The 22,669-nt window shown below is 60.7% G+C and carries 20 protein-coding genes; 4 read left to right on the top strand and 16 right to left on the bottom strand.

Annotated elements, in window-relative coordinates; genetic code table 11:
* The first annotated feature begins 292 nt into the window (after window positions 1-292).
* Entirely contained in the window at window positions 293-1,957 is a 1,665-nt protein-coding gene (locus J4E42_RS23590) for an electron transfer flavoprotein-ubiquinone oxidoreductase (protein ID WP_032829072.1), read from the top strand.
* 180 nt (window positions 1,958-2,137) lie between these two features.
* Here the strand turns inward: J4E42_RS23590 and J4E42_RS23585 are convergent, their stop codons facing one another.
* Window positions 2,138-3,028 (bottom strand): AraC family transcriptional regulator, encoded by an 891-nt coding sequence (locus J4E42_RS23585; protein ID WP_207286294.1) that lies wholly within the window; start codon window positions 3,026-3,028, stop codon window positions 2,138-2,140.
* Between the two features lie 191 nt (window positions 3,029-3,219).
* On the opposite strand from J4E42_RS23585, the gene J4E42_RS23580 reads away from it, so the two are divergent.
* Window positions 3,220-4,272 (top strand): NAD(P)-dependent alcohol dehydrogenase, encoded by a 1,053-nt coding sequence (locus J4E42_RS23580; protein ID WP_207286293.1) that lies wholly within the window; start codon window positions 3,220-3,222, stop codon window positions 4,270-4,272.
* Here J4E42_RS23580 and J4E42_RS23575 read toward each other — a convergent pair.
* From J4E42_RS23575 to J4E42_RS23550, 6 genes are all read right to left on the bottom strand, one after another.
* Complete coding sequence (locus J4E42_RS23575; RefSeq protein WP_008032872.1) at window positions 4,269-5,072, bottom strand: IclR family transcriptional regulator; 804 nt, start codon at window positions 5,070-5,072, stop codon at window positions 4,269-4,271. The genes J4E42_RS23580 and J4E42_RS23575 overlap by 4 nt on opposite strands.
* 60 nt (window positions 5,073-5,132) lie before the next feature.
* Window positions 5,133-6,443 (bottom strand): MFS transporter, encoded by a 1,311-nt coding sequence (locus tag J4E42_RS23570; RefSeq protein WP_008032871.1) that lies wholly within the window; start codon window positions 6,441-6,443, stop codon window positions 5,133-5,135.
* 196 nt (window positions 6,444-6,639) lie between these two features.
* Entirely contained in the window at window positions 6,640-7,788 is a 1,149-nt protein-coding gene (gene dgoD / locus J4E42_RS23565; RefSeq protein WP_007903915.1) for a galactonate dehydratase, read from the bottom strand.
* A gap of 47 nt (window positions 7,789-7,835) precedes the next feature.
* Window positions 7,836-8,456 (bottom strand): 2-dehydro-3-deoxy-6-phosphogalactonate aldolase, encoded by a 621-nt coding sequence (locus J4E42_RS23560; protein ID WP_008032870.1) that lies wholly within the window; start codon window positions 8,454-8,456, stop codon window positions 7,836-7,838.
* Between the two features lie 19 nt (window positions 8,457-8,475).
* Complete coding sequence (locus J4E42_RS23555; RefSeq protein ID WP_207286292.1) at window positions 8,476-9,468, bottom strand: 2-dehydro-3-deoxygalactonokinase; 993 nt, start codon at window positions 9,466-9,468, stop codon at window positions 8,476-8,478.
* 173 nt (window positions 9,469-9,641) lie between these two features.
* The gene (locus J4E42_RS23550; RefSeq protein ID WP_008034765.1) at window positions 9,642-10,124 is read right to left on the bottom strand and encodes a GNAT family N-acetyltransferase; all 483 of its coding nucleotides are present in this window, start codon (window positions 10,122-10,124) and stop codon (window positions 9,642-9,644) included.
* Window positions 10,125-10,257: 133 nt separating this feature from the next.
* On the opposite strand from J4E42_RS23550, the gene J4E42_RS23545 reads away from it, so the two are divergent.
* Together J4E42_RS23545 and J4E42_RS23540 are read left to right on the top strand one after the other, a co-directional pair.
* Window positions 10,258-10,911, top strand: a complete 654-nt coding sequence (locus J4E42_RS23545) for an HD domain-containing protein (protein ID WP_008040870.1) — start codon at window positions 10,258-10,260, stop codon at window positions 10,909-10,911.
* Window positions 10,912-11,023: 112 nt separating this feature from the next.
* Window positions 11,024-12,226 carry an MFS transporter gene (locus J4E42_RS23540; protein ID WP_008040871.1) on the top strand — a complete coding sequence of 401 codons (1,203 nt, stop codon included), beginning with the start codon at window positions 11,024-11,026 and terminating at the stop codon, window positions 12,224-12,226.
* 200 nt (window positions 12,227-12,426) lie between these two features.
* Here J4E42_RS23540 and J4E42_RS23535 read toward each other — a convergent pair whose 3' ends face one another.
* The 9 genes from J4E42_RS23535 to J4E42_RS23495 form a co-directional block, all read right to left on the bottom strand.
* A complete protein-coding gene (locus J4E42_RS23535) occupies window positions 12,427-13,356 on the bottom strand; it encodes a PfkB family carbohydrate kinase (RefSeq protein ID WP_207286291.1) in 930 nt (309 codons plus the stop codon).
* On the bottom strand, window positions 13,349-14,815 hold the full coding sequence (locus J4E42_RS23530) for a cytosine permease (protein ID WP_008031640.1): 1,467 nt from the start codon (window positions 14,813-14,815) through the stop codon (window positions 13,349-13,351). The genes J4E42_RS23535 and J4E42_RS23530 overlap by 8 nt, the downstream gene beginning before the upstream one ends.
* Before the next feature lie 212 nt (window positions 14,816-15,027).
* Window positions 15,028-16,026: an ADP-ribosylglycohydrolase family protein gene (locus J4E42_RS23525; protein ID WP_207286290.1), complete on the bottom strand. Its 999-nt coding sequence runs from the start codon at window positions 16,024-16,026 to the stop codon at window positions 15,028-15,030.
* A complete protein-coding gene (locus J4E42_RS23520; RefSeq protein WP_032828923.1) occupies window positions 16,023-16,736 on the bottom strand; it encodes a GntR family transcriptional regulator in 714 nt (237 codons plus the stop codon). Before J4E42_RS23520 ends, J4E42_RS23525 begins: the two co-directional genes overlap by 4 nt.
* Before the next feature lie 212 nt (window positions 16,737-16,948).
* The gene (gene araH / locus J4E42_RS23515; protein WP_032828927.1) at window positions 16,949-17,917 is read right to left on the bottom strand and encodes an L-arabinose ABC transporter permease AraH; all 969 of its coding nucleotides are present in this window, start codon (window positions 17,915-17,917) and stop codon (window positions 16,949-16,951) included.
* Window positions 17,918-17,929: 12 nt separating this feature from the next.
* A complete protein-coding gene (gene araG, locus J4E42_RS23510) occupies window positions 17,930-19,474 on the bottom strand; it encodes an L-arabinose ABC transporter ATP-binding protein AraG (RefSeq protein WP_207286289.1) in 1,545 nt (514 codons plus the stop codon).
* Between the two features lie 65 nt (window positions 19,475-19,539).
* Window positions 19,540-20,544: a substrate-binding domain-containing protein gene (locus tag J4E42_RS23505; RefSeq protein ID WP_008031628.1), complete on the bottom strand. Its 1,005-nt coding sequence runs from the start codon at window positions 20,542-20,544 to the stop codon at window positions 19,540-19,542.
* A 125-nt stretch (window positions 20,545-20,669) separates the two neighbouring features.
* Window positions 20,670-21,488: an SDR family oxidoreductase gene (locus tag J4E42_RS23500; protein WP_207286288.1), complete on the bottom strand. Its 819-nt coding sequence runs from the start codon at window positions 21,486-21,488 to the stop codon at window positions 20,670-20,672.
* Window positions 21,489-21,687: 199 nt separating this feature from the next.
* The gene (locus tag J4E42_RS23495) at window positions 21,688-22,563 is read right to left on the bottom strand and encodes an SMP-30/gluconolactonase/LRE family protein (protein WP_008040879.1); all 876 of its coding nucleotides are present in this window, start codon (window positions 22,561-22,563) and stop codon (window positions 21,688-21,690) included.
* Window positions 22,564-22,669 lie beyond the last annotated feature (106 nt).

Below are 22,669 nucleotides of genomic sequence, written 5' to 3'. Positions count from 1 at the left end.
CAGTCAGCCTACGGCGAGCGCAAAACCGACCGTATCTTGACCGGAACGCCTATTCCGGTCAATACGGCAAAATGGCCAGTCATAAGCCGCGTGACTTTGATTTCTCTGGCTTTGAGCCGATTCAAACAAACGTTTGTATTGGACGCTAAGAGTGGTGTAGATATAATGCGCCACCCAAAGAGAAAGGTGGTTCATCGATTGTCCTCTTCCTGCCTTGTGCAGGAATTCATGGATGCGACACCAAACCTCCAATTAGAAAAAAAACTGTTGAGCCTTGAGTAGGAGATAACCTGTGGAACGCGAATACATGGAATTCGACGTGGTCATCGTCGGTGCCGGCCCCGCTGGTCTTTCCGCCGCCTGCCGCTTGAAGCAAAAGGCTGCTGAAGCCGGTAAGGAAATCAGCGTCTGCGTGGTCGAAAAAGGCTCCGAAGTGGGTGCTCACATCCTGTCCGGTGCCGTGTTCGAACCACGCGCCCTGAACGAATTGTTCCCGGACTGGAAAGAACTTGGCGCGCCGCTGAACACGCCGGTCACCCGCGACGACATCTTCGTTCTCAAGAACGCCGACAGCGCGCAGAAGATTCCCGACCTCTTTGTGCCCAAGACCATGCACAACGAAGGCAACTACATCATCTCCCTGGGTAACCTGTGCCGCTGGCTGGCTCAGCAGGCCGAGAACCTGGGCGTGGAAATCTACCCGGGCTTCGCCGCGCAGGAAGCACTGTTCGACGAGAACGGCGTGGTGCGCGGGATCATCACCGGTGATCTGGGCGTTGACCGCGAAGGCAATCCGAAAGAAGGCCTGTACACCCCTGGCATGGAATTGCGCGGCAAGTACACACTGTTCGCCGAAGGTTGCCGTGGCCACATCGGCAAGCAGTTGATCAAGCGCTTCAACCTCGACAGCGAAGCCGACGCCCAGCACTACGGCATCGGTCTGAAAGAAATCTGGGAAATCGACCCGGCCAAACATCAGCCAGGCCTGGTGGTGCACACCGCCGGCTGGCCGCTGGACATCATGGGCACCGAGAACACCGGCGGCTCGTTCCTCTATCACCTGGAAAACAACCAGGTGGTGGTCGGCCTGATCGTTGATCTGTCCTACAGCAACACCTACCTGTCGCCGTTCGACGAGTTCCAGCGCCTCAAGCATCACCCGGTGCTCAAGCAGTACCTGGAAGGCGGCAAGCGCATCAGCTACGGCGCGCGCGCCATCTGCAAGGGCGGCCTGAACTCGCTGCCGAAAATGGTCTTCAAGGGCGGCGCGCTGATCGGTTGCGACCTCGGCACCCTGAACTTCGCCAAGATCAAAGGCAGCCACACCGCGATGAAGTCCGGCATGCTCGCCGCTGAATCCGTGGCCGAGGCGCTGTTCGCTGAAAAGGACGGCACCGAAGAACTGACCACTTACGTCGACGCGTTCAAGAAGAGCTGGCTCTACGACGAGCTGTTCGCCAGCCGCAACTTCGGCCCGGCGATCCACAAGTTCGGCGCCATCGTCGGCGGTGGTTTCAACTGGCTGGACCAGAACATCTTCGGCGGCAAACTGCCGTTCACCCTGCACGACACCAAGCCGGATTACGCTTGCCTGAAACTCGCGGCCGACTGCAAGAAGATCGACTACCCGAAACCGGATGGCAAAATCAGTTTCGACAAACTCAGCTCGGTGTTCATCTCCGGTACCAACCACGAAGAAGAACAGCCTTGCCACCTGAAGCTGGCCGACCTGAGCATCCCGATCGCCAAGAACCTGCCGATGTACGATGAACCTGCCCAGCGTTACTGCCCGGCCGGCGTGTATGAGGTGGTCACCAAGGAAGACGGCGAGAAGCGCTTCCAGATCAACGCCCAGAACTGCGTTCACTGCAAGACCTGCGACATCAAGGACCCTGCACAGAACATCACCTGGGTGGCGCCGGAAGGTGCTGGCGGCCCGACTTACCCGAATATGTAAGTTGATTCGCTGAACATCAAGGCTCCCTAAATGGGGGCCTTTTTGTTGCCCGCAATTCATACCCCAACACTGTCCTGTAGGAGCCGGCTTGCCGGCGATGGCGGTGTGTCATTCGGCATTATCGGTGTCTGGCACGCCGCTATCGCCGGCAAGCCGGCTCCTACAGGGGTTCGCAACGGTTCAGGCAGCGCGCTCATCACCGGGATTACGCTCAAAGTAGCGCTTGTACTCCCGACTGAACTGCGACGTGCTCTGGTACCCGACCCGATGCGCCACCTGCGCCACGCCCAAGCCCTCCGCCACCAGCAACGTCTGCGCCTTGAGCAAGCGCAATCGCTTCAAATACTGCACCGGCGACAACAACGTGCTGCGCTTGAAATGCTCATGAAAAGTCGACGCACTCATGTTCGCGCAACTGGCCAGGGTCTCGACGTTCAAGGGTTCGGCGTAGTGCGCATGCAAATGGCTGATCGACGCCGCGACACGGGCGAACTGCCCCTGCTGTTCCACCAGCGCGCGCAACACATCCGCCTGCGGCCCGCGCAACGCGACGAACAACAACTCGCGCAGGTGTGACGGCCCCATGATCCGCGCCTCCAGAGGATCGTGCAGACAACGCAACAACCGCTCCACACATCCGCGCATGCCGTCGTCGAGCACCACCGAGGTCATCGACTCCGGCGTCTGCGCCGCAATGTGCCGCCCCGGCGCCAGTCCCATCGCCAACACCAATTCACCCAGCAGCACCCGGTCAATCGCCACGGAAACCCCGAGCAGCGGCGCATTCGGCAAGGCAAAGGTTTCGCACTCGAACGGCACCGGCAACGCTTGAATCAAGTAATGCCCGGCGCCGTATTCCAGGGTTCGCGGCCCCAGATACGCCAGTTTGCTGCCCTGGGCGATGATCATCAGGCTCGGTTCATAAATATGCGGGCCACGGGCGACGTCACAACTGGCGCGCAGAACTTGCACACCGGGCAACCCGGTCTGGGTGAAACCGTCGCGGGTCGCCAGTGGCTCAATCAGCGAAACCAGCGTGGCATTGGCATCGAGATGACGGGTCAACAACATGGGAGCTCTTCACAAAATAATCACGGAAAAAGGGATGAAAGCATCATCGCAGGTCTGATTGCCCATTGGACCCAACGAACGCAGATGCCGGAGGAATAGGCATGACACCCGGAGGAATCGCCATGGCCGCGTAATGGTACGGCGCCCAGAATGCGCCGCCTCACCTGTCACTGCTTTTTGCGAGGTCCACCATGTACACCGCCATCGGATATGCCGCCCAGTCGGCCACCACTCCCCTTGCCCCCGTGAAATTCGCACGCCGCAGCCCGCGTGCCGACGACGTGGCGATCGAGATTCTCTACTGCGGCGTCTGCCATTCCGACATCCATCAGGCGCGCAATGAGTGGGGCATTGCCGTTTACCCGCTGATGCCCGGCCACGAGATCGTAGGCAAAGTGACCGCCATCGGTGCGAATGTCACCCAGCATAAAGTCGGCGATCTGGTCGGCGTCGGCTGCATGGTCGATTCGTGCCGCAGCTGCGAGGCTTGCCAGGCCAACCTCGAACAATATTGCCTCGAAGGCCCGACCATGACCTACGCCACACCCGACCGGGTCGATGGCAGCAACACCATGGGCGGTTACTCCGACAGCATCGTGGTCAGCGAGCACTTCGTGGTGCGCATCCCGGAAAAACTTGACCTGGCCAGCGCCGCGCCGATCCTCTGCGCCGGCATCACCACTTACTCGCCACTCAAGCACTACGGCGTGAAAGCGGGCGACAAGGTCGGGATTCTCGGCATGGGCGGCCTCGGCCACATGGGCATCAAGTTTGCCAAGGCTATGGGCGCGGAAGTGACGCTGTTCACCCGTTCGGCAAGCAAGGCTGAAGAAGGTCGTCGTCAGGGCGCGGACCATGTGATCGTGTCCACCGATGCCGAGCAGATGAAAGCCGCTGCCGGCCATTTCGACTTCCTGCTGGACACCATTCCGGTGCAGCACGACCTCAATCCCTACCTCGACACGCTGCGTTTCGACGGCGTGCACATTCTGGTGGGGTTGATTGAACCGATTGATCCACCGGTCCACGCGGCCAAATTGGTACTCGGCCGCCGGGTGCTGGCCGGCTCGCTGATCGGCGGCATCGCAGAAACCCAGGAAGTGCTGGATTTCTGCGCCGAGCACAACATCACCTGCGACATCGAAATGCTCGACATCCGCCAGATCAACGAGGCTTACGCACGCATGATCGCCGGTGACGTGAAATACCGCTTCGTCATCGACATGGCAACGCTGAAGGTCTAGACCTTCAAGCCGAGTTCCGCCGAAAGCCGGGCCGTGACCCCTTTGATCAGGGGAATCAGCTCGGCCATTTTTTCCAGCGGCATGTACGGCACGGTGCTGGCGATGCTGATGCCGGCGACGATGCGCTTGCTCGCGTCGCGGATCGGCGCCGCTACGCAGCGGATCGACGGTTCGTTGTCTTCCAGGTCGAAGGCGTAACCGCCCGCCACGTACTCAATCATGCGCTGTTGAAACTGCTCCCAGGATTGCTCCGGGTGCTGTGGCCAGAACTGATTTTTCCCACCCGCCGGCAGGCTGACTTCGTACAGCCGTTGCCATTCTTCCTGCGTGTCATCGAGCATCAGCGCCTTGCCGATCCCGGTGCGCGCCAACGGCATGCGGTGGCCAACCCGCGAACGCATTTCCGGACCATTGCGCCCCGGATTCTTGTGCAGGTACAGCACCTCGTCGCCCTCGCGAATCGCCAGGTGAATGGTATCGCCGGTCAACGCCGACAACTCATCCAGATACGGACCGGCCAACGTGACCAGCGGCAATTCCTCACGCGCCTGAAAGCCCAGCTCGATCAGCTTCGGCCCCAACAAGTACCCGACTTGCGGCACCACGCGCAGATAACGCTCGTCCACCAGGCAACTGGCCAGACGATGGGTGGTGCTGCGCGTCGTGCCGATCAACCGGGCGATTTCCTTGAGATCGCGGGCGCCACTGGCCACGGCCTGAACCACACCCAGACCGCGAAGCAGGGTCTGAGTGCCGGTCGGCGCGGCGTCCTTGGCGATTTTTGGGGCGTCTTCCTGCATATCCAGCCTTTACCGTTGAGCGAGTGAACGGGCGGCATTATGGTCGCCCGACGGCTACGACTACAACTTGATACGCTCGACCTTCCCGACCAGCAGAATGTAGGAAAGCGCCCCCAACAACGCCAGAACCGAGATGTAGGTGATCGCTGGAGCGAACGAATCGCCGCTGGCGAGGAAACCGATGACAATCGGCGTGGCAATCGCTGACAGGTTGCCGATGAAGTTAAACACCCCGCCGGTCAGCCCCAACAAGCGTGCCGGTGCCAGCGTTGAAACCAGTGACCAGGTGATCGAAGCCAGACCGTTGCCGAAGAACGCCAAGGCGAGGAAGGCAATCACCAGCGGCGTCGACTCGACGAAATTGGCGCCGATGATCGAGGTGGAAATCAGCAAGCCGCCAATGATCGGCAACTTGCGGGCGAAACCCACCGTGTAGCCGCGACGGATCAGGAAGTCGGAGAAGAACCCGGAACAGAGTACGCCGACGAAAGCGGCGAGAAACGGCAACGATGCCAGCAGGCCGGACTTGATGAAATCCATGCCGCGGTACTTCACCAGGTAGGTCGGGAACCACGTCAGGAAAAACCACAACGTCGAGTTGAGGCAGAACTGGCCAAGGTAAATGCCCCACAACTTGCGCTTGGTCAGGACGATGCCGAGGTCGGTCCAGCTGAATTTCGCCTTGACCTTCGCTTGCTCGGCCTGAATATCCACCAGCCCGCCGCCTTCGCGGATCAGGTCGATTTCAGCGTCGTTGGCGCCTTTGAAATCCCGCGGTTCGCGATACACCGCGTACCAGATCACCGCCCAGAGAATGCCCACCGCACCGGTGCTGACGAACACCATGTGCCAGCCAAATTCATGCTGCAACCAGGCGAGTACCGGCGTCAGGAACGCCAATCCGACGAACTGGCCGGAGGTGTAGAAACCAATGGCCGTGGCGCGCTCGCGCTCCGGGAACCAGGTGGTGACTACGCGGCTGTTGATCGGATAGGCCGGAGCTTCCAGCGCACCGACCGCCATGCGCAAGACGAACAGCGCAATGAAGCTGGCGGCGAAACCGAGCATCACCGTGGCGATCGACCACAGCAGCAAGGCGAGGCTATAAAGGATGCGCGGCGGAACACGATCCACCAGCCAGCCGCCGGGGATCTGCATGGCGGCGTAGGTCCAGCCGAACGCGGAGAAAATCAGTCCGACGTGGATCGGGTCGATGCCCAGGTCACTGGTCAGCGCCGGGGCGGCGATGGACAGGTTGCTGCGGTCCAGATAGTTGATCACTACGGTGATAAACAGCAGGACCATGATGAAAAAACGCTTGCGGCTGGGCGCCACCAACGACGCCTGCCCGGTGAGGGTTTGCGGTTGCATGGGGAATGCCTCTTCTTATGTTTATTGAGGTCGATGTGGAACTGGAATGATGCCGATCTCCCTGTCCATGGAGATCAACCTGTGGGAGCCAGCCTGCTGGCGATCGCGTTGGGTCAGTCACCATGAATGCTGGATGTGCCGACCAAATCGCCAGCAGGCTGGCTCCCACAGGGATTTGCGGTGGGTCAGCGATCACTCACCACTCGGCAAAACTGCCATCGGCATGGCGCCAGATCGGGTTGCGCCAGCGATGCCCGACCGCCGCGCGTTCGATCACGTACTCCTCGTTGATCTCGATCCCCAGGCCTGGGCCGTTCGGAATCTTCACGAAGCCTTTGTCGTAATCGAACACCCGCGGATCCTTGACGTAATCCAGCAGGTCGTTGCTCTCGTTGTAGTGGATGCCCAGGCTCTGTTCCTGGATGAACGCGTTGTAGCAAACCGCATCCAGTTGCAGACACGCCGCCAGCGCAATCGGCCCCAACGGGCAATGCAGCGCCAGCGCTACGTCGTAGGCTTCGGCCATGTTGGCGATCTTGCGAGTCTCGGTGATGCCACCGGCATGAGAAGCATCCGGCTGGATGATGTCGACGTAACCTTCGCTGAGCACGCGCTTGAAATCCCAACGCGAGAACAGACGCTCACCGAGGGCAATCGGTGTGCTGGTCAGCGGCGCCAGCTCCTTCAGCGCTTCGTAGTTTTCGCTGAGCACCGGCTCTTCGATAAACATCAGTTTGTACGGATCGAGTTCCTTCATCAGCACCTTGGCCATGGGTTTGTGCACCCGGCCATGGAAGTCCACACCGATACCCACGTTCGGGCCGACCGCATCACGCACGGCGGCGACGTTGGCCAGGGCCAGGTCGACTTTCTCGAAGGAATCGAGGAACTGCAGCTCTTCGGTACCGTTCATTTTCACGGCGGTGAAACCACGGCTGACCGCTTCTTTCGCGGCGCGCGCGGTGTCTGCCGGACGGTCACCGCCAATCCACGAATAGACACGAATCTTGTCGCGCACCTGACCACCGAGCAGGTCGCTGACCGACACACCCAAGGCCTTGCCCTTGATGTCCCACAACGCCTGGTCGATACCGGCCAGCGCACTCATGTGGATCGCACCGCCCCGGTAGAAGCCACCGCGATACAACACGGTCCAGATGTCTTCGATGTTGCGTGGGTCTTTGCCGATCAGGTAGTCGGACAATTCTTCAACGGCAGCCGCCACCGTATGGGCACGACCTTCGACCACGGGTTCGCCCCAACCGGTCACGCCCTCGTCGGTTTCCACTTTCAGGAAGCACCAGCGCGGCGGAACGATGAAGGTGGTCAGTTTGGTGATTTTCATCTCTTCTCTCTCTTGTTAGATGCAGCGCGCTCGGCGCCAAAAAAGTCTTAACGCAGAGCGTTCCATGCAGCGACGTAGGCCTTGGCGTTGGACGCCACTTGCGCCGCCGTCATGCCCGGTTTGAACAACCCGGACCCGAGGCCGAAGCCCTTCACGCCCGCATCGATAAACACCTGCATGTTCTCCGGGGTGATCCCGCCCACCGGCGCCAGAATCGTCCCGGCGGGCAACACCGCCAGCCAGGCTTTTACAACCGCCGGGCCCATTTGCTCGGCGGGGAACATCTTCAGCACGTCCGCGCCTTCAGCCAATGCAGCGAACGCTTCGGTCGGCGTCGCCACGCCAGGCGACAGGAACAACCCGGCGGCCTTCGCGGCGCGCAACACTTTGGGATCGCTGTGGGGCATGACGATGACCTGCCCGCCGGCGGCTTTCACTTGCTCGACCTGTTCCGGCGTCAGCACCGTGCCCGCGCCGATCAGGCAATCGGCAGGCAAGGTACTGCGCAGGATGCGGATACTTTCGTACGGCTCGGGGGAATTGAGCGGCACTTCGATGACGCGAAATCCGGCTGCATAAAGGACTTCTCCGATAGCCGCCGCTTCCTGCGGGCGCAGGCCACGCAGGATTGCGATCAGACCGTTTTGCGCCAATGCTTGTTTGAGCATGTCAGACCTCCAGTCAGGTTTAACGGGATGGGTTTGGAGTGATCAGCCCGGCGGCAAGCGCCAGTTGCCACAACCCGCGTTCGGTGGCCTGTTCGGCCAGCGTCACTCGGGCAAAACCGCAGGCGGCGAGCGCCCGGCTGTAACGGGCACAGAGTTGGGAGTTGCCGATGAGAATGATCGACGGCAGATGAACGCTGTTGCGCCGACGCCGCTGAACCGTGGCCAGCGCCGACAGCTCATGACCGATCAACAGGCCGGACAAATAATCCGGTTGCGCACTGCCGCTCAGTTCGCCGGTCAGCCCGAGGCTGCGGGCACTGAACAGCGTCGACAGCGGGCCGATTTCGCCGTCCGCCGACAGGGCCACTTGCACGCCACGGTCAAACGCGTCGCCATCAAAAGACCCACCGCGTTGCTGGGTGCGCCCGAGAATGCTGTGTTCGCTGAGCACGGCAAAGACTTCGCCGGTCATGAAGGTGTCGAAATGCACGATGCAGCCATCGGCCACTTCCACCCATTTCGAATGGCTGCCCGGCAGGCCGATCAACAGATCGCTGCCCGCCCCGCCCGCCAGGTTTTGCAGCACGCCGAGGACCTGGGTTTCTTCACCGCGCATCACGTTCGGCAGGCGCGAACGCTGAATCACGCCCGGCACGATATGCACATCGACACCGCGAAGACTGCGAATGGTTTGTAGGGAGGTTCCGAGATTGGCAACGTTTGCCGGCGTGTCACGGTAGGCCGCTTCGCGCCAGCCTTGCGCACTGCCGACCATGCCGCAGGCAATCACCGGCAAACCGGGTTGCTCATCGAGCCAGTCACCGCAGGCCTCGTCAAAGGCCAGTTCAAAACCGTCGGTGCATGCCAGACCGTTAATGATTCGCGGCGTCCGGGGCAGCTGCATGATTCCCGATGACAGCGAACGCTGTTCGAGCACCTGGCCACCTGCGGCGAGTTTGTAAGCACGTAATGAGGTTGTCCCCCAATCGAGCGCGATCAATTGCGCCAGCATCGCTTCACCTGTTTTGTTTATTGGCAGTGAGTGAGCTGGACTATAAACCCTGACACGATCAAATCTCAATATATAAATATACATCCCATATTTTGGGATCTAACCAAAAAAAGATCGCAGCCCTCGGCAGCTCCCCCATTAGGAGCCACCGAGGGTTGCGATCCTTTAAACGATCAATTGCCCGCGGCAAAATCCCTTAGCACCGCGCCATCCATCCGATACCGCACCCACTCCTCCTGAGGCTGCGCCCCCAAGGATTTATAGAACTCGATAGCCGGTTTGTTCCAGTCCAGCACGCTCCACTCAAAACGCCCGCAATCATTGGCGCAGGCGATTTTCGCCAAGTGGCGCAGCAGGGTTTTACCGGCGCCGCCACCGCGTTGCTCGGGAGTGATGTAGAGGTCTTCGAGGTACAGGCAGTTGCTGCCGAGCCAGGTGGAATAGCTGAAGAAGAACACCGCAAAGCCGATCGGCAAACCGTCGCGCAGGCAGATCAGGCCGTGGGCGGTGGCGCCTTCGCTGAACAGGCTGCGCTCGATGTCGGCGACGCTGGCGATGACTTCGTGGCGGGCACGTTCGTAATCGGCCAGTTCAGTGATGAACGCGAGGATTTGCGGAGCATCGCTGGGGGTCGCCGGGCGGATTTCGATCGTCATGGACGTGCCTTCGTCAAAAGTGGAAAACGCCATACTAAGTCGGCGCGCAACGCTCGTCACACTGGAAATTCAAAGCTGATCTATGGAGGATGTGGAACCGCTGCCCCAACCGTTTTCACTTAACAGGACGTTTATGACGACTGATGCTTTCGCGCCGCTGCCAATCCTCGCCGCCAGGTTGCTGCCCCACGCACTGGAACCCTCGGAAGACGGCGCCCACGATCTGTCGCACCTGCAGCGGGTCTGGCACAACGTGCGCACTCTTCATGCTGAGGAAGGTGGCGATATTGAAGTGCTGCTGGCAGCGGTGCTTTTGCATGATTGCGTGTCGGTGGAGAAGAACTCGCCGTTGCGTTCGCAAGCATCGCGGCTGGCAGCCGAGAAGGCCTCTGCAGTGTTGACCGACATGCACTGGCCCAGCGCAAAAATCAGCGCCGTTGTACACGCCATCGAGGCCCACAGCTTTTCTGCCAACATCACTCCAAGTTCCCTCGAAGCGAAAATCATGCAGGATGCCGACCGTCTCGATTCCCTTGGCATGCTCGGCGTTGCGCGCACCTTTTACATCGCCGGTCGCATGGGTAGCGCGCTGTATGACCCACAAGACCCGGAAGCGAATGCGCGGGAATACGATGACAAGCGCTTTTGCCTCGATCATTTCCAGACCAAGCTGCTGCACTTGGCAGACGGCTTCCAGACCCTCACCGGGCAACGCCTGGCCCGCATCCGGCATGAACGTTTGAAAAATTTCATGGAGCTATTCAAGGAAGAAATCGGCATCGGCTGAGTGCATTACTCCGCCCACTACTAACCCTGGAATCGATAACCTCAGACCTAACATCGGCGCCTTGCATGATAGATAGATGACACTCTCCGTTATCGGGTCAAGGAAGCGCGTCATGTCTACTGCTCCACCTCAGGTCTCCAGCAAACTGTTCGGCCTGTTTTGCCTCGCCAGTTATTTGCTGTCGCTGTCCTATGGCTCGACGTTTTTGCTGTCGCTGTTGATCGGCTCGCGCGGCGGCAATGAACACGATGCCGGGAGCGTGATTTCGGCGGCGATGCTCAGTACGTTTGCGGCGGTGATCGTTTCCGGGCACTTGTCCGACTGGCTTGGCGCGGCGCGTTCGATTGCGCTGTTCGGCGTGCTGCTGGTGGCGGCCAGCCTGGGTTTTGCACTGACGCCGGGCTTCGGCCATCTGCTGTTGTTTTTCGGCTTGCTGCTGGGTTTGGGCTGGGGCGTTTTCTATACGCTCGGGCCGATCATCGTCGCGAGCCTTGTGACGCCTGCCCAACGGGCCAGATATTTCGCGCTGCTGTCGGGCAGCATGATGACCGGGATCGGCAGCGGTCCGTTGCTGGGCCGCGCGGCCAGTGCGCTGGGCTATCCCGTAACGGCGGCGTTTTACCTCGCGGCGCTGGCCAGCCTGATCGGCGTTTTACTGTTCTGGCGCCTGGACGCGCAGCTGAAAAAAGCGCCCTCGCCGACCGCTGCGGTCGCACGCATTTCCTGGCGCGCAACCCGGCAGATTTTGTCGTCCCGCGCAGTGTTCCCGATCCTCATGGTCGGCCTCGGCGGCTGTGTGTTCGGTGGTCTGTCGAGCTTCCAAACCAGCTACGCGGCGTCTCGTTCGCTGGATTACTCGCTGTTCTTTTTCGGCTTCATGGGCGCGGCGATCAGCAGCCGGATGGTGATTGCCGGATTCGTGGTCAAGCGCGATCCGTTCCGCGCGTCTTGCCTGTTGTCGGGACTGATGATGGTTTCGATTGTGATGTTCGGTTTCGTGGTCGACAGCGGCTTGAGCTACGTGCTCGCGGCGATGATGCTCGGGGTCGGTTACGGGCTGACGTATTCGGTGATCAATGGCCTGGCGGCGAATGAAGCGCCGCACGGCACCACCGCGCAAGCGTTGCTGCTGTTCAGCCTGTCGTACTTCATTGGTGTGTTCGGCTTTCCGTTGCTGGCCGGGAAGATCATCGTCGAACACGGGATGGCGACACTGTTGCTCACCGTTCTCGCCGTGGCGCTGTTGAACTGGCTGATCACCGTGGGCCGCCTGATCTGGCGCCGCTACACGGTCAAAACGTTGCAAGAAGCCTGAACCGTTCGTCGTTCATCAGTATCCATGAACGTCGATGAAAACCGATCAAGCTTGGTGCGGCTGGGGTTGAGGTGGCGCGCAAGCTGGACGTGTAAACGTTTGAGGGCCCCTTCGCGGGCAAGCCTCGCTCCTACAAGGATCGCGTGATTCCTGTAGGAGCGAGCGATGCGGCGACCCGACTTGCCCGCGAAGACGTCAAATCAGGCGCCGAAAGTCTTGCTGATCAACGCATCCACCTCATCCGCCCCAGGCGAAGTCGCCGGCCCCCACCGAGTCACCGCCAGCGCCGCTGCCGCATTCGCCCGCCGCGCCGCTTCACCCGCAGACAACCCTCGCGCCAACCCGGCCACAAACACCCCGGCATGGGCATCCCCGGCGCCGTTGCTGTCCACCGCCTCAACCTTGAAACCCGGCACGTGCTGACGCTCGCCATGCTGATGAATCCAGCACCCTTGCGGACCGTCGCGGACCACCATCAACACCTTCGACGGCAGATGATCGGTCAGTCGATCCAGCGCCTCGGCAATGTCCGACGCCCCGGTAAACCGCAGCGCCTCGACGCTGTTGCTGGTCCACACATCGATGCGCGGCAACAACGCCTGCATCAACGGCGCATCGGGTGATTCCACCAGCGGGCCCGGGTCGAACACCACGTTGACCGCACTCGGCAACGCCAACACCCAATCCACCAGCGCCTGAGCCTTGCCGACATGCAACAGGCTGTAGCCGCTGACGTAGACATAGTCGCCCGCCTGCGCCGCTACGCTGTTCAAATCCTCTGCGGACACTTCACCTTCGGCGCCGATGTAGGAAACAAAACTACGTTCAGCCGAGGCGTCCGTGATCGCCACGCACAACCCCGTGTCTCGTTCAGCACTGTGAGCAATGCCGATGCGAATGCCTTCAGCCTTCATCGCCTCACGCGCCAGGTCGCCGAAACGACCGTTGCCGTGACGGCCCAGGTAAACCACCGGCAAGCCATTACGCTGAGCGGCGGCCATCACATTGAACCCGCCACCCGCTTCAAAACTGGCGGATTGCGCCAGTACGTCGCCGCCGGCTTGAGGCAGTTTATCCACGGCCATGACCAGGTCGATGATGACCTGGCCGGTGTGCAACATCTTAGGCATGAGCATTCTCGAGCGACGCAGCGCGGCGATCCCTGGCCCCGCCGAGTACAAAATAAATCCCGCCGGCGACCAGGAACGTCACGATCCAGCCGAGGCCGTTATGGCCCAGCCACGAGTCGGAGAGGAACCCACGGAACCAGACGGTTTGTTCGGTGGTGCCAATGGTGGTGAAGCTGAAACCCAGCACGATCGCCAGGGCCCACGCACCGAAAGCACGCCACTCGACGCCGCCGCGATACCAGTAGGCGCTGCTCGGGCTGACGTCCAGCAGGTCTTTGGGGCTGTAGTAATGGCGATGAATCAGGTCAACGACGAAGATCCCGACCCACGCCGTGATCGGCACGGCCAGCAGCGAAATGAAGGTGATGAACGGGCCGTAGAAACTGTCGGCGATCAGCATGAAGTAAATCGAACCGGCGAAAATCGCGACGATGTCGACCACCACGGCGTAGACGCGCTTGACCTTCAGGCCGAGGGTCAGCGTGGTCAAGCCTGCGGAATACACCGACAGGTTGTTCGACAGCAGCAAGCCGCCGAACGCGGTGATCAGGTACGGCACGGCCATCCAGGTCGGCAGCATGTCGCGGATTGCGATGATCGGGTCAGTGGCCGACGCCAGGTCGTTGTTGCCCACCGACAGCAGGCCGCCGAGGGTGATCAGCAACACCAGCGGGATCCCCGCACCAAACGCGGCGGAAGCCACCAGACGTGCCGCCTTGACGCTGCGATGCTGATAACGCGACATGTCCGCGCCGGCGTTGGCCCAACCGATCCCGGTGCCGGCGGCCATGGTGCCGACGCCGATGATCATTGCGCTAAGCGGTGCAGGCGTGGCGTTGAACACGGCGCTCCAGTCGATGGTGGCGCAGAGGAAACCGCCGACCAGAATGTTCAGCGCGCCGAATACATAAGTCGCCCACTTCTGAATCACCAGCAACGTCGCGTGACCGAGGCCGGACACCGACAAGGTCAGCAGCACGAAAATCGCGATGAAGATCAGGGTCAGCACCGGCGCGCTTTTGGCTTCCACCGGCGAGCCGAACAGGATCGAGCACAGCGACAGCAACACGAACGCGGCGGTGGTGGTGTTGACGGTTTCCCAACCCAGCCGCGACATCAACGAAACCAGGGTCGGGCCGATATTGCCACGTACGCCGAAAATCGCCCGCGACAGCGTCAGGCTCGGTGCCCGGCCACGGCGACCGGCGATGGAAATGATCCCGACCACCGCAAAGGAACCGGCAGCGCCGAGGATCGCGACGATGATCGCCTGCCAGATCGCCAACCCGCGAAACGCCACCAGCGTAGCGCCGAGCGGCAGGCCGAGGATGGAAATGTTAGCGGCGAACCAGACCCAGAACAGCTGCAGCGGATGCCCGTTGCATTCGGCTTCCGGCACCGGCTCGATGCCACGGGTTTCCAGTTGCCCGGCGCTTTGCCCGGCGTTCGATGAACTCATGTGAAATGCTCCTGTTGCCTTTGTTGTGGTTATGGGCAATGACGGAAGACGAAAACAACATCCCGGCTGTCCTGGCCAAGTCAGTGCGATCCATTGCGGGGTTATCAATTCAAATAAGCGGCGCGCCTATCGCGAGCAGGCTCGCTCCCACAGTGATCTGCAGTGTTCCCAATCCTGTGGGAGCGAGCCTGCTCGCGATGGCGTCGGCACAGTCAGCGCAGAGCCAACAGTCCTTTTACCAATGGCTCTAAATCCAATCCATTGACGATTTTAACCTTGTCGATCATCGCCACCGGCCAACTCTCAAGCCCCAGACAAGCCCCGAGCATGGCCCCCAGAATCGCCGCGATGGTGTCGGTGTCGCCCCCCAGACCTGCGGCCATGCACAGCGCGTCGAAGGCATTTATTTCACCGATGGCCACTTGCTGCGCCAGGGCAAACGAAACCACCACCGACTCCTGCGAAGCCACCGACGTGCCGATCACGTCGTACATCAAGTCCGCCAGCATCGCCTTGTCGCTGTCGACGCTGATCGTCCGCGCCCAACTGATGCGCGAGGCAATGCGTCCGCCCGCGACCCAATGGCCGTGGCTTTCCGCTTGCTGGGCGATTTGCTGGCCGAGGTTCAATGCCTCGCCGAGGTCCATGCCGTTGATGCCGGCCGAGACCACCGCCGCCACCGCCGCCGCGCTGGAGATGCCCAGCGTGGTGTTGTGGGTGACCTGGCAGGCCTGCACCACGGCGTTGATGAAACGCTCGGGATCGCGGACATCCGCCGAAATGCCGACCGGCGTGATGCGCATCGCCGCGCCGTTGGTGGTGCCGTAGCGCCCCGCTTCTTCCGGCGAATGACCGGCGAGGATCATCTCGATCGCCCGTTTGGTCGACGGCCCGAGCAAATCCTGCGAGCCCTTGGCCTGCATCGCGGCTTCCCATTCGATCAGCCGTTGCGCCAGTACCGACGGTTCGATCCTGCCCTTGCCGTCGATCAACAACTGACCGACCAGAATCGCCTGTTCGGTGTCGTCGGTGATCGAGCCTTTAGGCATGTTGGCCGCAATCGGTTGATTGGGGCCGGCGTCTTGCAGATCGGTGATTTCACCGAAACGCGCCTTGATGACGGCGCGGCTCAGCGATTGCGTCGGCATGCCCAGCGCATCGCCCAGGGCCAGTCCGTAAAACGCGCCCAGTGCACGATTGAGCGCGGTCATTGTGGGTTTCCAAATTGCAGGTGCAGGCGAAAGTGCACGGGATCGAGCAGGCTTTCAACCTGCTCCATGAAGCGGTTCTGCCGGTCGTAGGTAGTGCGCAAGGCTTTGAGGAACACCGTGCCGACCGGACGACCGAGCAGCTCGGCATCTTCGGCGTTCAAGGGTTCGGCGCCGATCCATTGATCGCCGCGCTCGCCGATGTAGCCGTACGCGGCCAGGGTGATGGTCAGGGAATTGTCGATCAGGCCGACACGCGGCAGGCTTTCCAGGCCTCCGGTGGCGGGCATCAATGAGCGTTCGAGGGAAACCAGCTTGCCGTCGGTGGAACGACGGCGGCGGTCGAGGGTGATGAATTGGTCAGTGCCGAAACGCGGCAGCAGGTCGGGGCGAGTCACCGCCTCGAGCCGCAGCACTTCGGTATTGATCAGCGCCCCGCTGTCGGCCAGCGCCTGCGCCCAACCGCTACGCTGATCGAGCACCACCCCGTCGAACGTGACGATGGAACCGACACCGCTTTGCGTCGCGATGTAGTTGCGCCGTTTCAATTCGGCCAGGGCTTCACGCAGCGTACCTCGGCTGACTTTGAATTCTTGAGCCAACTGATGCTCGCCCGGCAACTGAAAACCGTCCTCCATGAGGCCGCTTTCAATGCGCCGGATGAGTTCGTCGACCACCCGTTGTTTCTTGTCAAATCGTACCTGTCTAATCATGTACAAATTGATACCCGAAACGACTTGTAACAGGCAAGACATATTTAGGGGGAGTGACGGAAGGATGCGGTCGCGAGGTGAATCAGTCAGACCGCCTTCGCGGGCAAGCCTCGCTCCTACAGGTTATATGTCAGTCGCGTAATCCGTGCACGACACATAACCTGTAGGAGCGAGGCTTGCCCGCGAAGGGGCCAGCACAGACAACAAAAATCTCAGCGCTGTTTCAGGCGGTCGATAACCACAGCCAGCAGCAAGATCGAACCACGAATCACGTACTGATAAAACGTATCGATGTTCTTCAGGTTCATCGCATTCTCGATGATCGCCAGAATCAACACCCCGGCGATCACATGCCGGATCATGCCGATCCCGCCACTGAGCGAAACCCCGCCAAGCACACACGCCGAGATCACCGTCAGCTCGAAACCCTGCCCGATCATCGGCTGGCCGGAAGTCATCCGCGACGCCAGAATCACCCCGGCCAACGCCCCGATCACACCGTGCACGGCGAAGATGATGATCTTGGTCCGGTCAACGTTGACCCCGGCCAGCAGCGCCGCTTCCTGGTTGCCGCCGATGGCCATGGTGTTGCGCCCGTAGGTGGTGTAATTCAGCAACCAGCCGAAAAACAGGAAGCAGGCAATGGTGATCAGGATCGGCACCGGCACGCCAAACAACTGGCCGTTACCGAAGACGAAGAACGACTCCTGCGACACGCCCACCGCTTTGCCATTGGCAAAAATGTAGGCCAGACCGCGAACGATCTGCATGGTCGCCAACGTAGTGATCAATGCATTGACCCGCAGCTTGGCGATCACGATCCCGTTGATCAGCCCGACGATCAAGCCCATGAACAGCGCCGCCACCACACCGAGAAAAACGCTGTCGGTGTCACGCATCACCACCGCCGCGACCACGCCGGCACAGGCAATCACCGAGCCCACCGACAAGTCGAAATGCCCCGACGCCAGGCAATACAACATGGTGCACGCGGCTATCCCGGTGGTGGAAATCGCCAGGCCCAGGCCGCGCATGTTCAGCGGCGAAAGGAAGTTGTCGATCAGCAAGGTGCAGAGCACAAAGATCCCGACGGCCGCGAGCAGCATCACCCAGTCATCGAGAAAGCGCCGCAGGTCCAGAGGTTTGCGCTGGGTGGGCAGAGCGTTGTTTTGGGTTGTCATCATAGTCACCTCTCAGTTCGCCACGCCGTCAGCACGGTGGCGCGGCAAAGCCAGTTGCAGCAGGTTGGATTCGTTGGCCTCGTCACGGGACAGTTCGCCGCGCATCGCGCCTTCGCAGAGCACCAGGATGCGGTCGGAAATACCCATCACTTCCATCAGGTCGCTGGACACCACGATCACCGCGATGCCGCTTTCAGCCAAGTTATGGATGATCTGGTAAATCTCGGCCTTGGCGCCGATGTCGATGCCGCGAGTCGGTTCATCCAGAAGCAGCACTTTCATCGGCATCGACAGCCAGCGGCCGAGAATCGCCTTCTGCTGATTGCCGCCGGACAGGTACATGATTTTCTGCGCCGCGCTGGGCGTCTTCACTTTCAGCGCCTTGATCTGCTTGTCGGCGTTGCCCTTCTCCCACAGGCCGCGCAACAGGCAACCGAAGGTGGAATGGGCGCCGCGCGCGCTGATGTTGATGTTCTCGGCAACGCTGGAGAGCGGCATGATGCCCTCCTTCTTGCGGTCCTCGGGACACAGCAGAATGCCGGCGGCAATCGCATCGCGGGGTGAACGCAGTTTCAGTTCATGACCGCGCAATTCCAGGCGCCCCGCGGTGTTGCGCTCAAGGCCGCTGAGCATACGGAACAGCTCGGTTCGCCCAGCTCCCACCAGGCCGAACAGCCCGAGAATTTCGCCTTTGTGCGCATCGAAACTCACCGGCTCACGCAAGCCCGGCCCGAGCAGACCGTCGACCCTCAACGCCACCGCGCCACGCTTGCGCGGGCGGTAATCGTAGATGTCCTGAATGTCGCGCCCGACCATGCACGTGACCAATTGATCGTGGGTCAGCTCGCTCATGTCCTCGAAGGTGCGCACGTAGCGGCCGTCCTTGAACACCGTCACCGCGTTGCAGATGCGGAACACTTCTTCCATGCGATGGGAGACGTAAAGCACCACTTTGCCTTCGTCGCGCAGGCGCCCGATGATCGCCATCAAGCGATCGATCTCCCGCGCCGAGAGGCTACTGGTCGGTTCGTCGAACGCGATCACATGCGCGCCACGGGACAATGCCTTGGCGATTTCCACCAGTTGCCGTTGACCGAGGGACAGGCGCCCGACCTTCTCCTGCGGATCGATTTCATCGGCCAGGCCCTTGAGGCAGGCCAGCGCTTGTTGTCGCAGTGCGTTGCGATTGATCAGGCCGAAACTGGCAGGCAAATGACCGAGGAACAGGTTTTCCGCCACGGTCATTTCCGGCACCAGGTGCAATTCCTGATGGATCACCGCCACCTTGTTGCCGATGCTGTCGGCGGTGGATTTGAAGACCATCGTTCGCTCGCCGATCTGCAGGTCGCCGCTGTTCGGCGTGTAGGCGCCGCCGAGGATTTTCAGCAGGGTCGATTTGCCGGCGCCGTTCTCACCCATCAAGGCATGAACCTGTCCCGGATGGGCGACGAAGCTGATGCCGTCCAGCGCCTTTACCCCGGGAAAGGTCTTGCCGATCCCGTTGAAGCGCAGGCTGCCGCCAACGCTGTCGTGTTGTGTCTGTACTTGCGCGTGCATAAAACACCTCATCACACAGATCAGGCAGCCCCGTCGCCAGGGCCGCCGATGAAATCAACCGCGCCTCAGTTCCAGAGGCCGATCTTTTCCAGTTCCTGCTTGAAGTTGTCGCGCGTGATCAGGGTCACGTCGTCCATGGCGGTGTACTTCGCCGGCTCTTTGCCGGTGGTGACCCACTCGAACATCATGCTGGCGGTGTTGTAACCCTCGATGTGCGGGCTTGGCAGCATCGAGCCGAAGAAGCCGCTGTTGGGCTTTTTCAGTTCGCCGATGGCGTCGGTGCCGTTGATGCCGATGCCGATCACGTTGGCCGCAGCAAAACCGGCGCTCTCGGTGGCGCGTACGCCGCCCAGCACGGTGTTGTCGTTCATGCCGCCGATGATCAGGTTCTTCGCCGCGCCCGGCAGTTTCACCAGCGCCGAGTTGGTGGCGTCCATGCTGCCCGGCACGTCGAGGGTTTTCAGGGCCGAGAACAGGATGTGGTCTTTTGGCATGCCGGCGTCTTCCAGCGCTTTGACTGAACCGTCGGTGCGCTTCTTGCCGGTGTCGAGTTCGTTGTAGGTGTTGATGACCGCGTAAGTGTCTTTCCAGTCCCAGTTACGTTTTTTCGCTTCGGCGGCCATCGCCGCGCCCTGCTTCTGGCCGACTTCGAACGCCGCCATGCCGAGGTAGGGAACGTCTTCCATGAACTTGCCGCTGGCATCGACGAAACGGTCATCCACGGCAATCACTTTCAAACCGTTGAGTTTGGCTTTGGCCATGATCGCCGGGCCGAGGGACACGTCCGGCGGGCAAATCACGAAGCCCTTGGCGCCGTTGGCAGCCAGGCTGTCGATGGCGGACAGGGTTTTCTCGCCGTCCGGCACGGCGATCTTGATGACCTTGAAGCCTTTCTCTTTGCCGGCCTTTTCGGCGAAGGCCCATTCGGTCTGGAACCAGGGCTCTTCCGCCTGCTTGACCAGAAAACCGATCTTCACTTCCTCGGCCGCCAGCAAGCTGCTGCTGAGGCTGACCGCGGTGACCGCCAAAGCGGCACAGCACAGGGAACGGATCCCACGACGACGATTCATAAGCTGACTCCTTGTTATTTTTTTTGAGCGTTATTTTTCAAAGCCGGTGCAAACGTTGTAGCAAATAGTCATATCGTATGATGATTGGATTTCAGGCGTAATTCCGCGCCTGAAACCCCGGTTATTCAGTCGTGGTACATCACCGAGCGCCCACCATCGATGGTGATGCACGAGGCGTTGATGAACGGCGCTTCATCGCTGGCCAGGAAGACTGCCGTCATTGCCACTTCAATCGGTTGGCCAATGCGCCGCGGCGGATGCAAATCGAAAGCGCGCTGACGTTCGGCCTGCGGGTCGGCAAAACCGTTCCAGTAATCGACGTTCAGTTGGGTTTCGATGTAGCCCGGTGCAATGGCGTTGACGCGAATGCCTTTCGGCGCGTATTCGATGCCCAGTGCGCGGGTCAGGCCGAGCAAACCGTGCTTGGCCACCGGGTACGGGAAGCAGCCGGGAATGATGTGCGTGGAATGGGTCGAGGCGATATTGATGATGCTGCCGACGCCCTGCTCGATCATCTGCGGCAACACCGCCTTGCAGCCGAACCAGGCGCCATCGAGGTCGATGGCGAAGCAGCGGCGCCAGTCTTCTTCAGTCATTTCCAGCGGATCGCGGAACACATTGACGCCGGCGCAGTTGACCAGCACGTCGATGCGGCCATGCAACTCGACGGCCCTTTTTGCCATCGCGTGCAGGTCTTGTTGATTGGATACGTCAACCTTGATCGCCTGAACATCGAAGCCTTGGGCGCGCCAATGCGCCGCGACGCTTTCGACTTTCTCGCCCTGGATGTCGCTGATGATCAGCCTGGCTTGCTGGCAAGCGAAGGCCGCAACAATCGCCTCGCCAATGCCCTGAGCGGCGCCGGTCAGCAGCACGACCTTGTTTTTCAGGCGCTCGCCCTTCGGCGGTTCGGGCACCGTAGGCAGGGAGAGCGCTTCAGCCATGGATCAGCACTCCCTTTCGCGGGCACGACAAAAACCGGGCATCTGTCGATGTCCGGCCAAAAAACGTGTTGGAAAATCGCTGCATCACTTCACCTGTTTTGTTTTTTTAAGTGTGAGTGCGTGTAACTGATTGGAGCCGACTATAAACCCGACCACCAAATAATCTCAATATATAATTTTACATCCCATATTTTGGGATTTAATCGGCAAATCTCGTACAGGGTTTTCCTGGTATATCGACCCGGATCGACAACACCGCGCCGTCCAGCGGATGGTTGAGCGGGCTCGCAGCGCTGGTGATGTAGAGGGTTTTCAGGTCGGCGCCGCCGAAGACACAACTGGTCGGGCGACTGACTGGCAATTCGATGATGCGATCGACATACCCATCCGGTGTCAGCCGGATCAGGCAGCTGCCGTCCCAGCGCGCGTTCCAGATATAACCTCTGGCATCCATCGCCGAGCCGTCGGGGCCGCCACGTTGATGCGGGCCGAACCAGACCAGCGCGGGATCGAGGCCGCCGTCGGTGCGGATAAAATGCTGGTAGAGCGTGCCATCCAGGCTGTCGGCGAAATAAAGCGTGGTGGCGTCATCGCTCCACAACAACGTGTTGGGAATGCCCAAACCGCGCAGCAGCGGCGTGACCCGGGCATCGCGGTCGATACGAAACAAGCCGCCGGAACGCCGCACAACGGGCAGGTCTTCGCCATTTTCGCCGATGTTGTTTTGCATGGTGCCGAGCCAGAGTCGCCCCTGGGCATCGCAACGGGCTTCGTTGCCGCGATTGCCCGGCTGCGGGTCCGCGACGCAGAACAAGGTCAGCCGTGGCTCAAGGCCTGGTGAATCCAGATCGAGCCGATACACGCCACTGCTCAACGTCACCAGCGCATCGCCGCTTTCGCAGGGAATGAAAGCCGACACGTGCTCGGGCATCTGCCAGATCTGCACGTTGGCACCGATCAGGCGCAGTACCTGTTTGCCGGCGATATCCACCCAATAGAGGGCTTGCGTCGGCGCATCCCAGAACGGGCCTTCGCCGAGGCGTGCCCGGTGTCCGGTGACTGCGGTCCATTCCATGAAACCTCCTGCGTTGTTCTTGTTTTATGTGGGAGCGGGCTTGCTCGCGAAGAGGTCGTGTCAGACGACATTGACGTTGAATGACACACCGCCTTCGCGAGCAAGC

The organism is Pseudomonas sp. FW300-N2A2, from assembly GCF_017351735.1.
Classification (GTDB): domain Bacteria; phylum Pseudomonadota; class Gammaproteobacteria; order Pseudomonadales; family Pseudomonadaceae; genus Aquipseudomonas; species Aquipseudomonas migulae.
This window is presented reverse-complemented; position numbering and strand designations above follow the sequence as displayed.

What these genes read in the sequence shown, in the direction of transcription:
- dgoD (WP_007903915.1), bottom strand. Translation starts at nt 7,788, where the DNA reads ATGAAAATCACCAAACTGACCACCTTCATCGTTCCGCCGCGCTGGTGC.
- J4E42_RS23555 (WP_207286292.1), bottom strand. Translation starts at nt 9,468, where the DNA reads ATGCTGGCGCAATTGATCGCGCTCGATTGGGGGACAACCTCATTACGT.
- J4E42_RS23570 (WP_008032871.1), bottom strand. Translation starts at nt 6,443, where the DNA reads ATGCAACCGCAAACCCTCACCGGGCAGGCGTCGTTGGTGGCGCCCAGC.
- J4E42_RS23530 (WP_008031640.1), bottom strand. Translation starts at nt 14,815, where the DNA reads ATGAGTTCATCGAACGCCGGGCAAAGCGCCGGGCAACTGGAAACCCGT.
- araG (WP_207286289.1), bottom strand. Translation starts at nt 19,474, where the DNA reads ATGCACGCGCAAGTACAGACACAACACGACAGCGTTGGCGGCAGCCTG.
- J4E42_RS23535 (WP_207286291.1), bottom strand. Translation starts at nt 13,356, where the DNA reads ATGCCTAAGATGTTGCACACCGGCCAGGTCATCATCGACCTGGTCATG.
- J4E42_RS23520 (WP_032828923.1), bottom strand. Translation starts at nt 16,736, where the DNA reads ATGATTAGACAGGTACGATTTGACAAGAAACAACGGGTGGTCGACGAA.
- J4E42_RS23525 (WP_207286290.1), bottom strand. Translation starts at nt 16,026, where the DNA reads ATGACCGCGCTCAATCGTGCACTGGGCGCGTTTTACGGACTGGCCCTG.
- J4E42_RS23560 (WP_008032870.1), bottom strand. Translation starts at nt 8,456, where the DNA reads ATGCTCAAACAAGCATTGGCGCAAAACGGTCTGATCGCAATCCTGCGT.
- araH (WP_032828927.1), bottom strand. Translation starts at nt 17,917, where the DNA reads ATGACAACCCAAAACAACGCTCTGCCCACCCAGCGCAAACCTCTGGAC.
- J4E42_RS23585 (WP_207286294.1), bottom strand. Translation starts at nt 3,028, where the DNA reads ATGTTGTTGACCCGTCATCTCGATGCCAATGCCACGCTGGTTTCGCTG.
- J4E42_RS23505 (WP_008031628.1), bottom strand. Translation starts at nt 20,544, where the DNA reads ATGAATCGTCGTCGTGGGATCCGTTCCCTGTGCTGTGCCGCTTTGGCG.
- J4E42_RS23495 (WP_008040879.1), bottom strand. Translation starts at nt 22,563, where the DNA reads ATGGAATGGACCGCAGTCACCGGACACCGGGCACGCCTCGGCGAAGGC.
- J4E42_RS23540 (WP_008040871.1), top strand. Translation starts at nt 11,024, where the DNA reads ATGTCTACTGCTCCACCTCAGGTCTCCAGCAAACTGTTCGGCCTGTTT.
- J4E42_RS23575 (WP_008032872.1), bottom strand. Translation starts at nt 5,072, where the DNA reads ATGCAGGAAGACGCCCCAAAAATCGCCAAGGACGCCGCGCCGACCGGC.
- J4E42_RS23545 (WP_008040870.1), top strand. Translation starts at nt 10,258, where the DNA reads ATGACGACTGATGCTTTCGCGCCGCTGCCAATCCTCGCCGCCAGGTTG.
- J4E42_RS23580 (WP_207286293.1), top strand. Translation starts at nt 3,220, where the DNA reads ATGTACACCGCCATCGGATATGCCGCCCAGTCGGCCACCACTCCCCTT.
- J4E42_RS23550 (WP_008034765.1), bottom strand. Translation starts at nt 10,124, where the DNA reads ATGACGATCGAAATCCGCCCGGCGACCCCCAGCGATGCTCCGCAAATC.
- J4E42_RS23500 (WP_207286288.1), bottom strand. Translation starts at nt 21,488, where the DNA reads ATGGCTGAAGCGCTCTCCCTGCCTACGGTGCCCGAACCGCCGAAGGGC.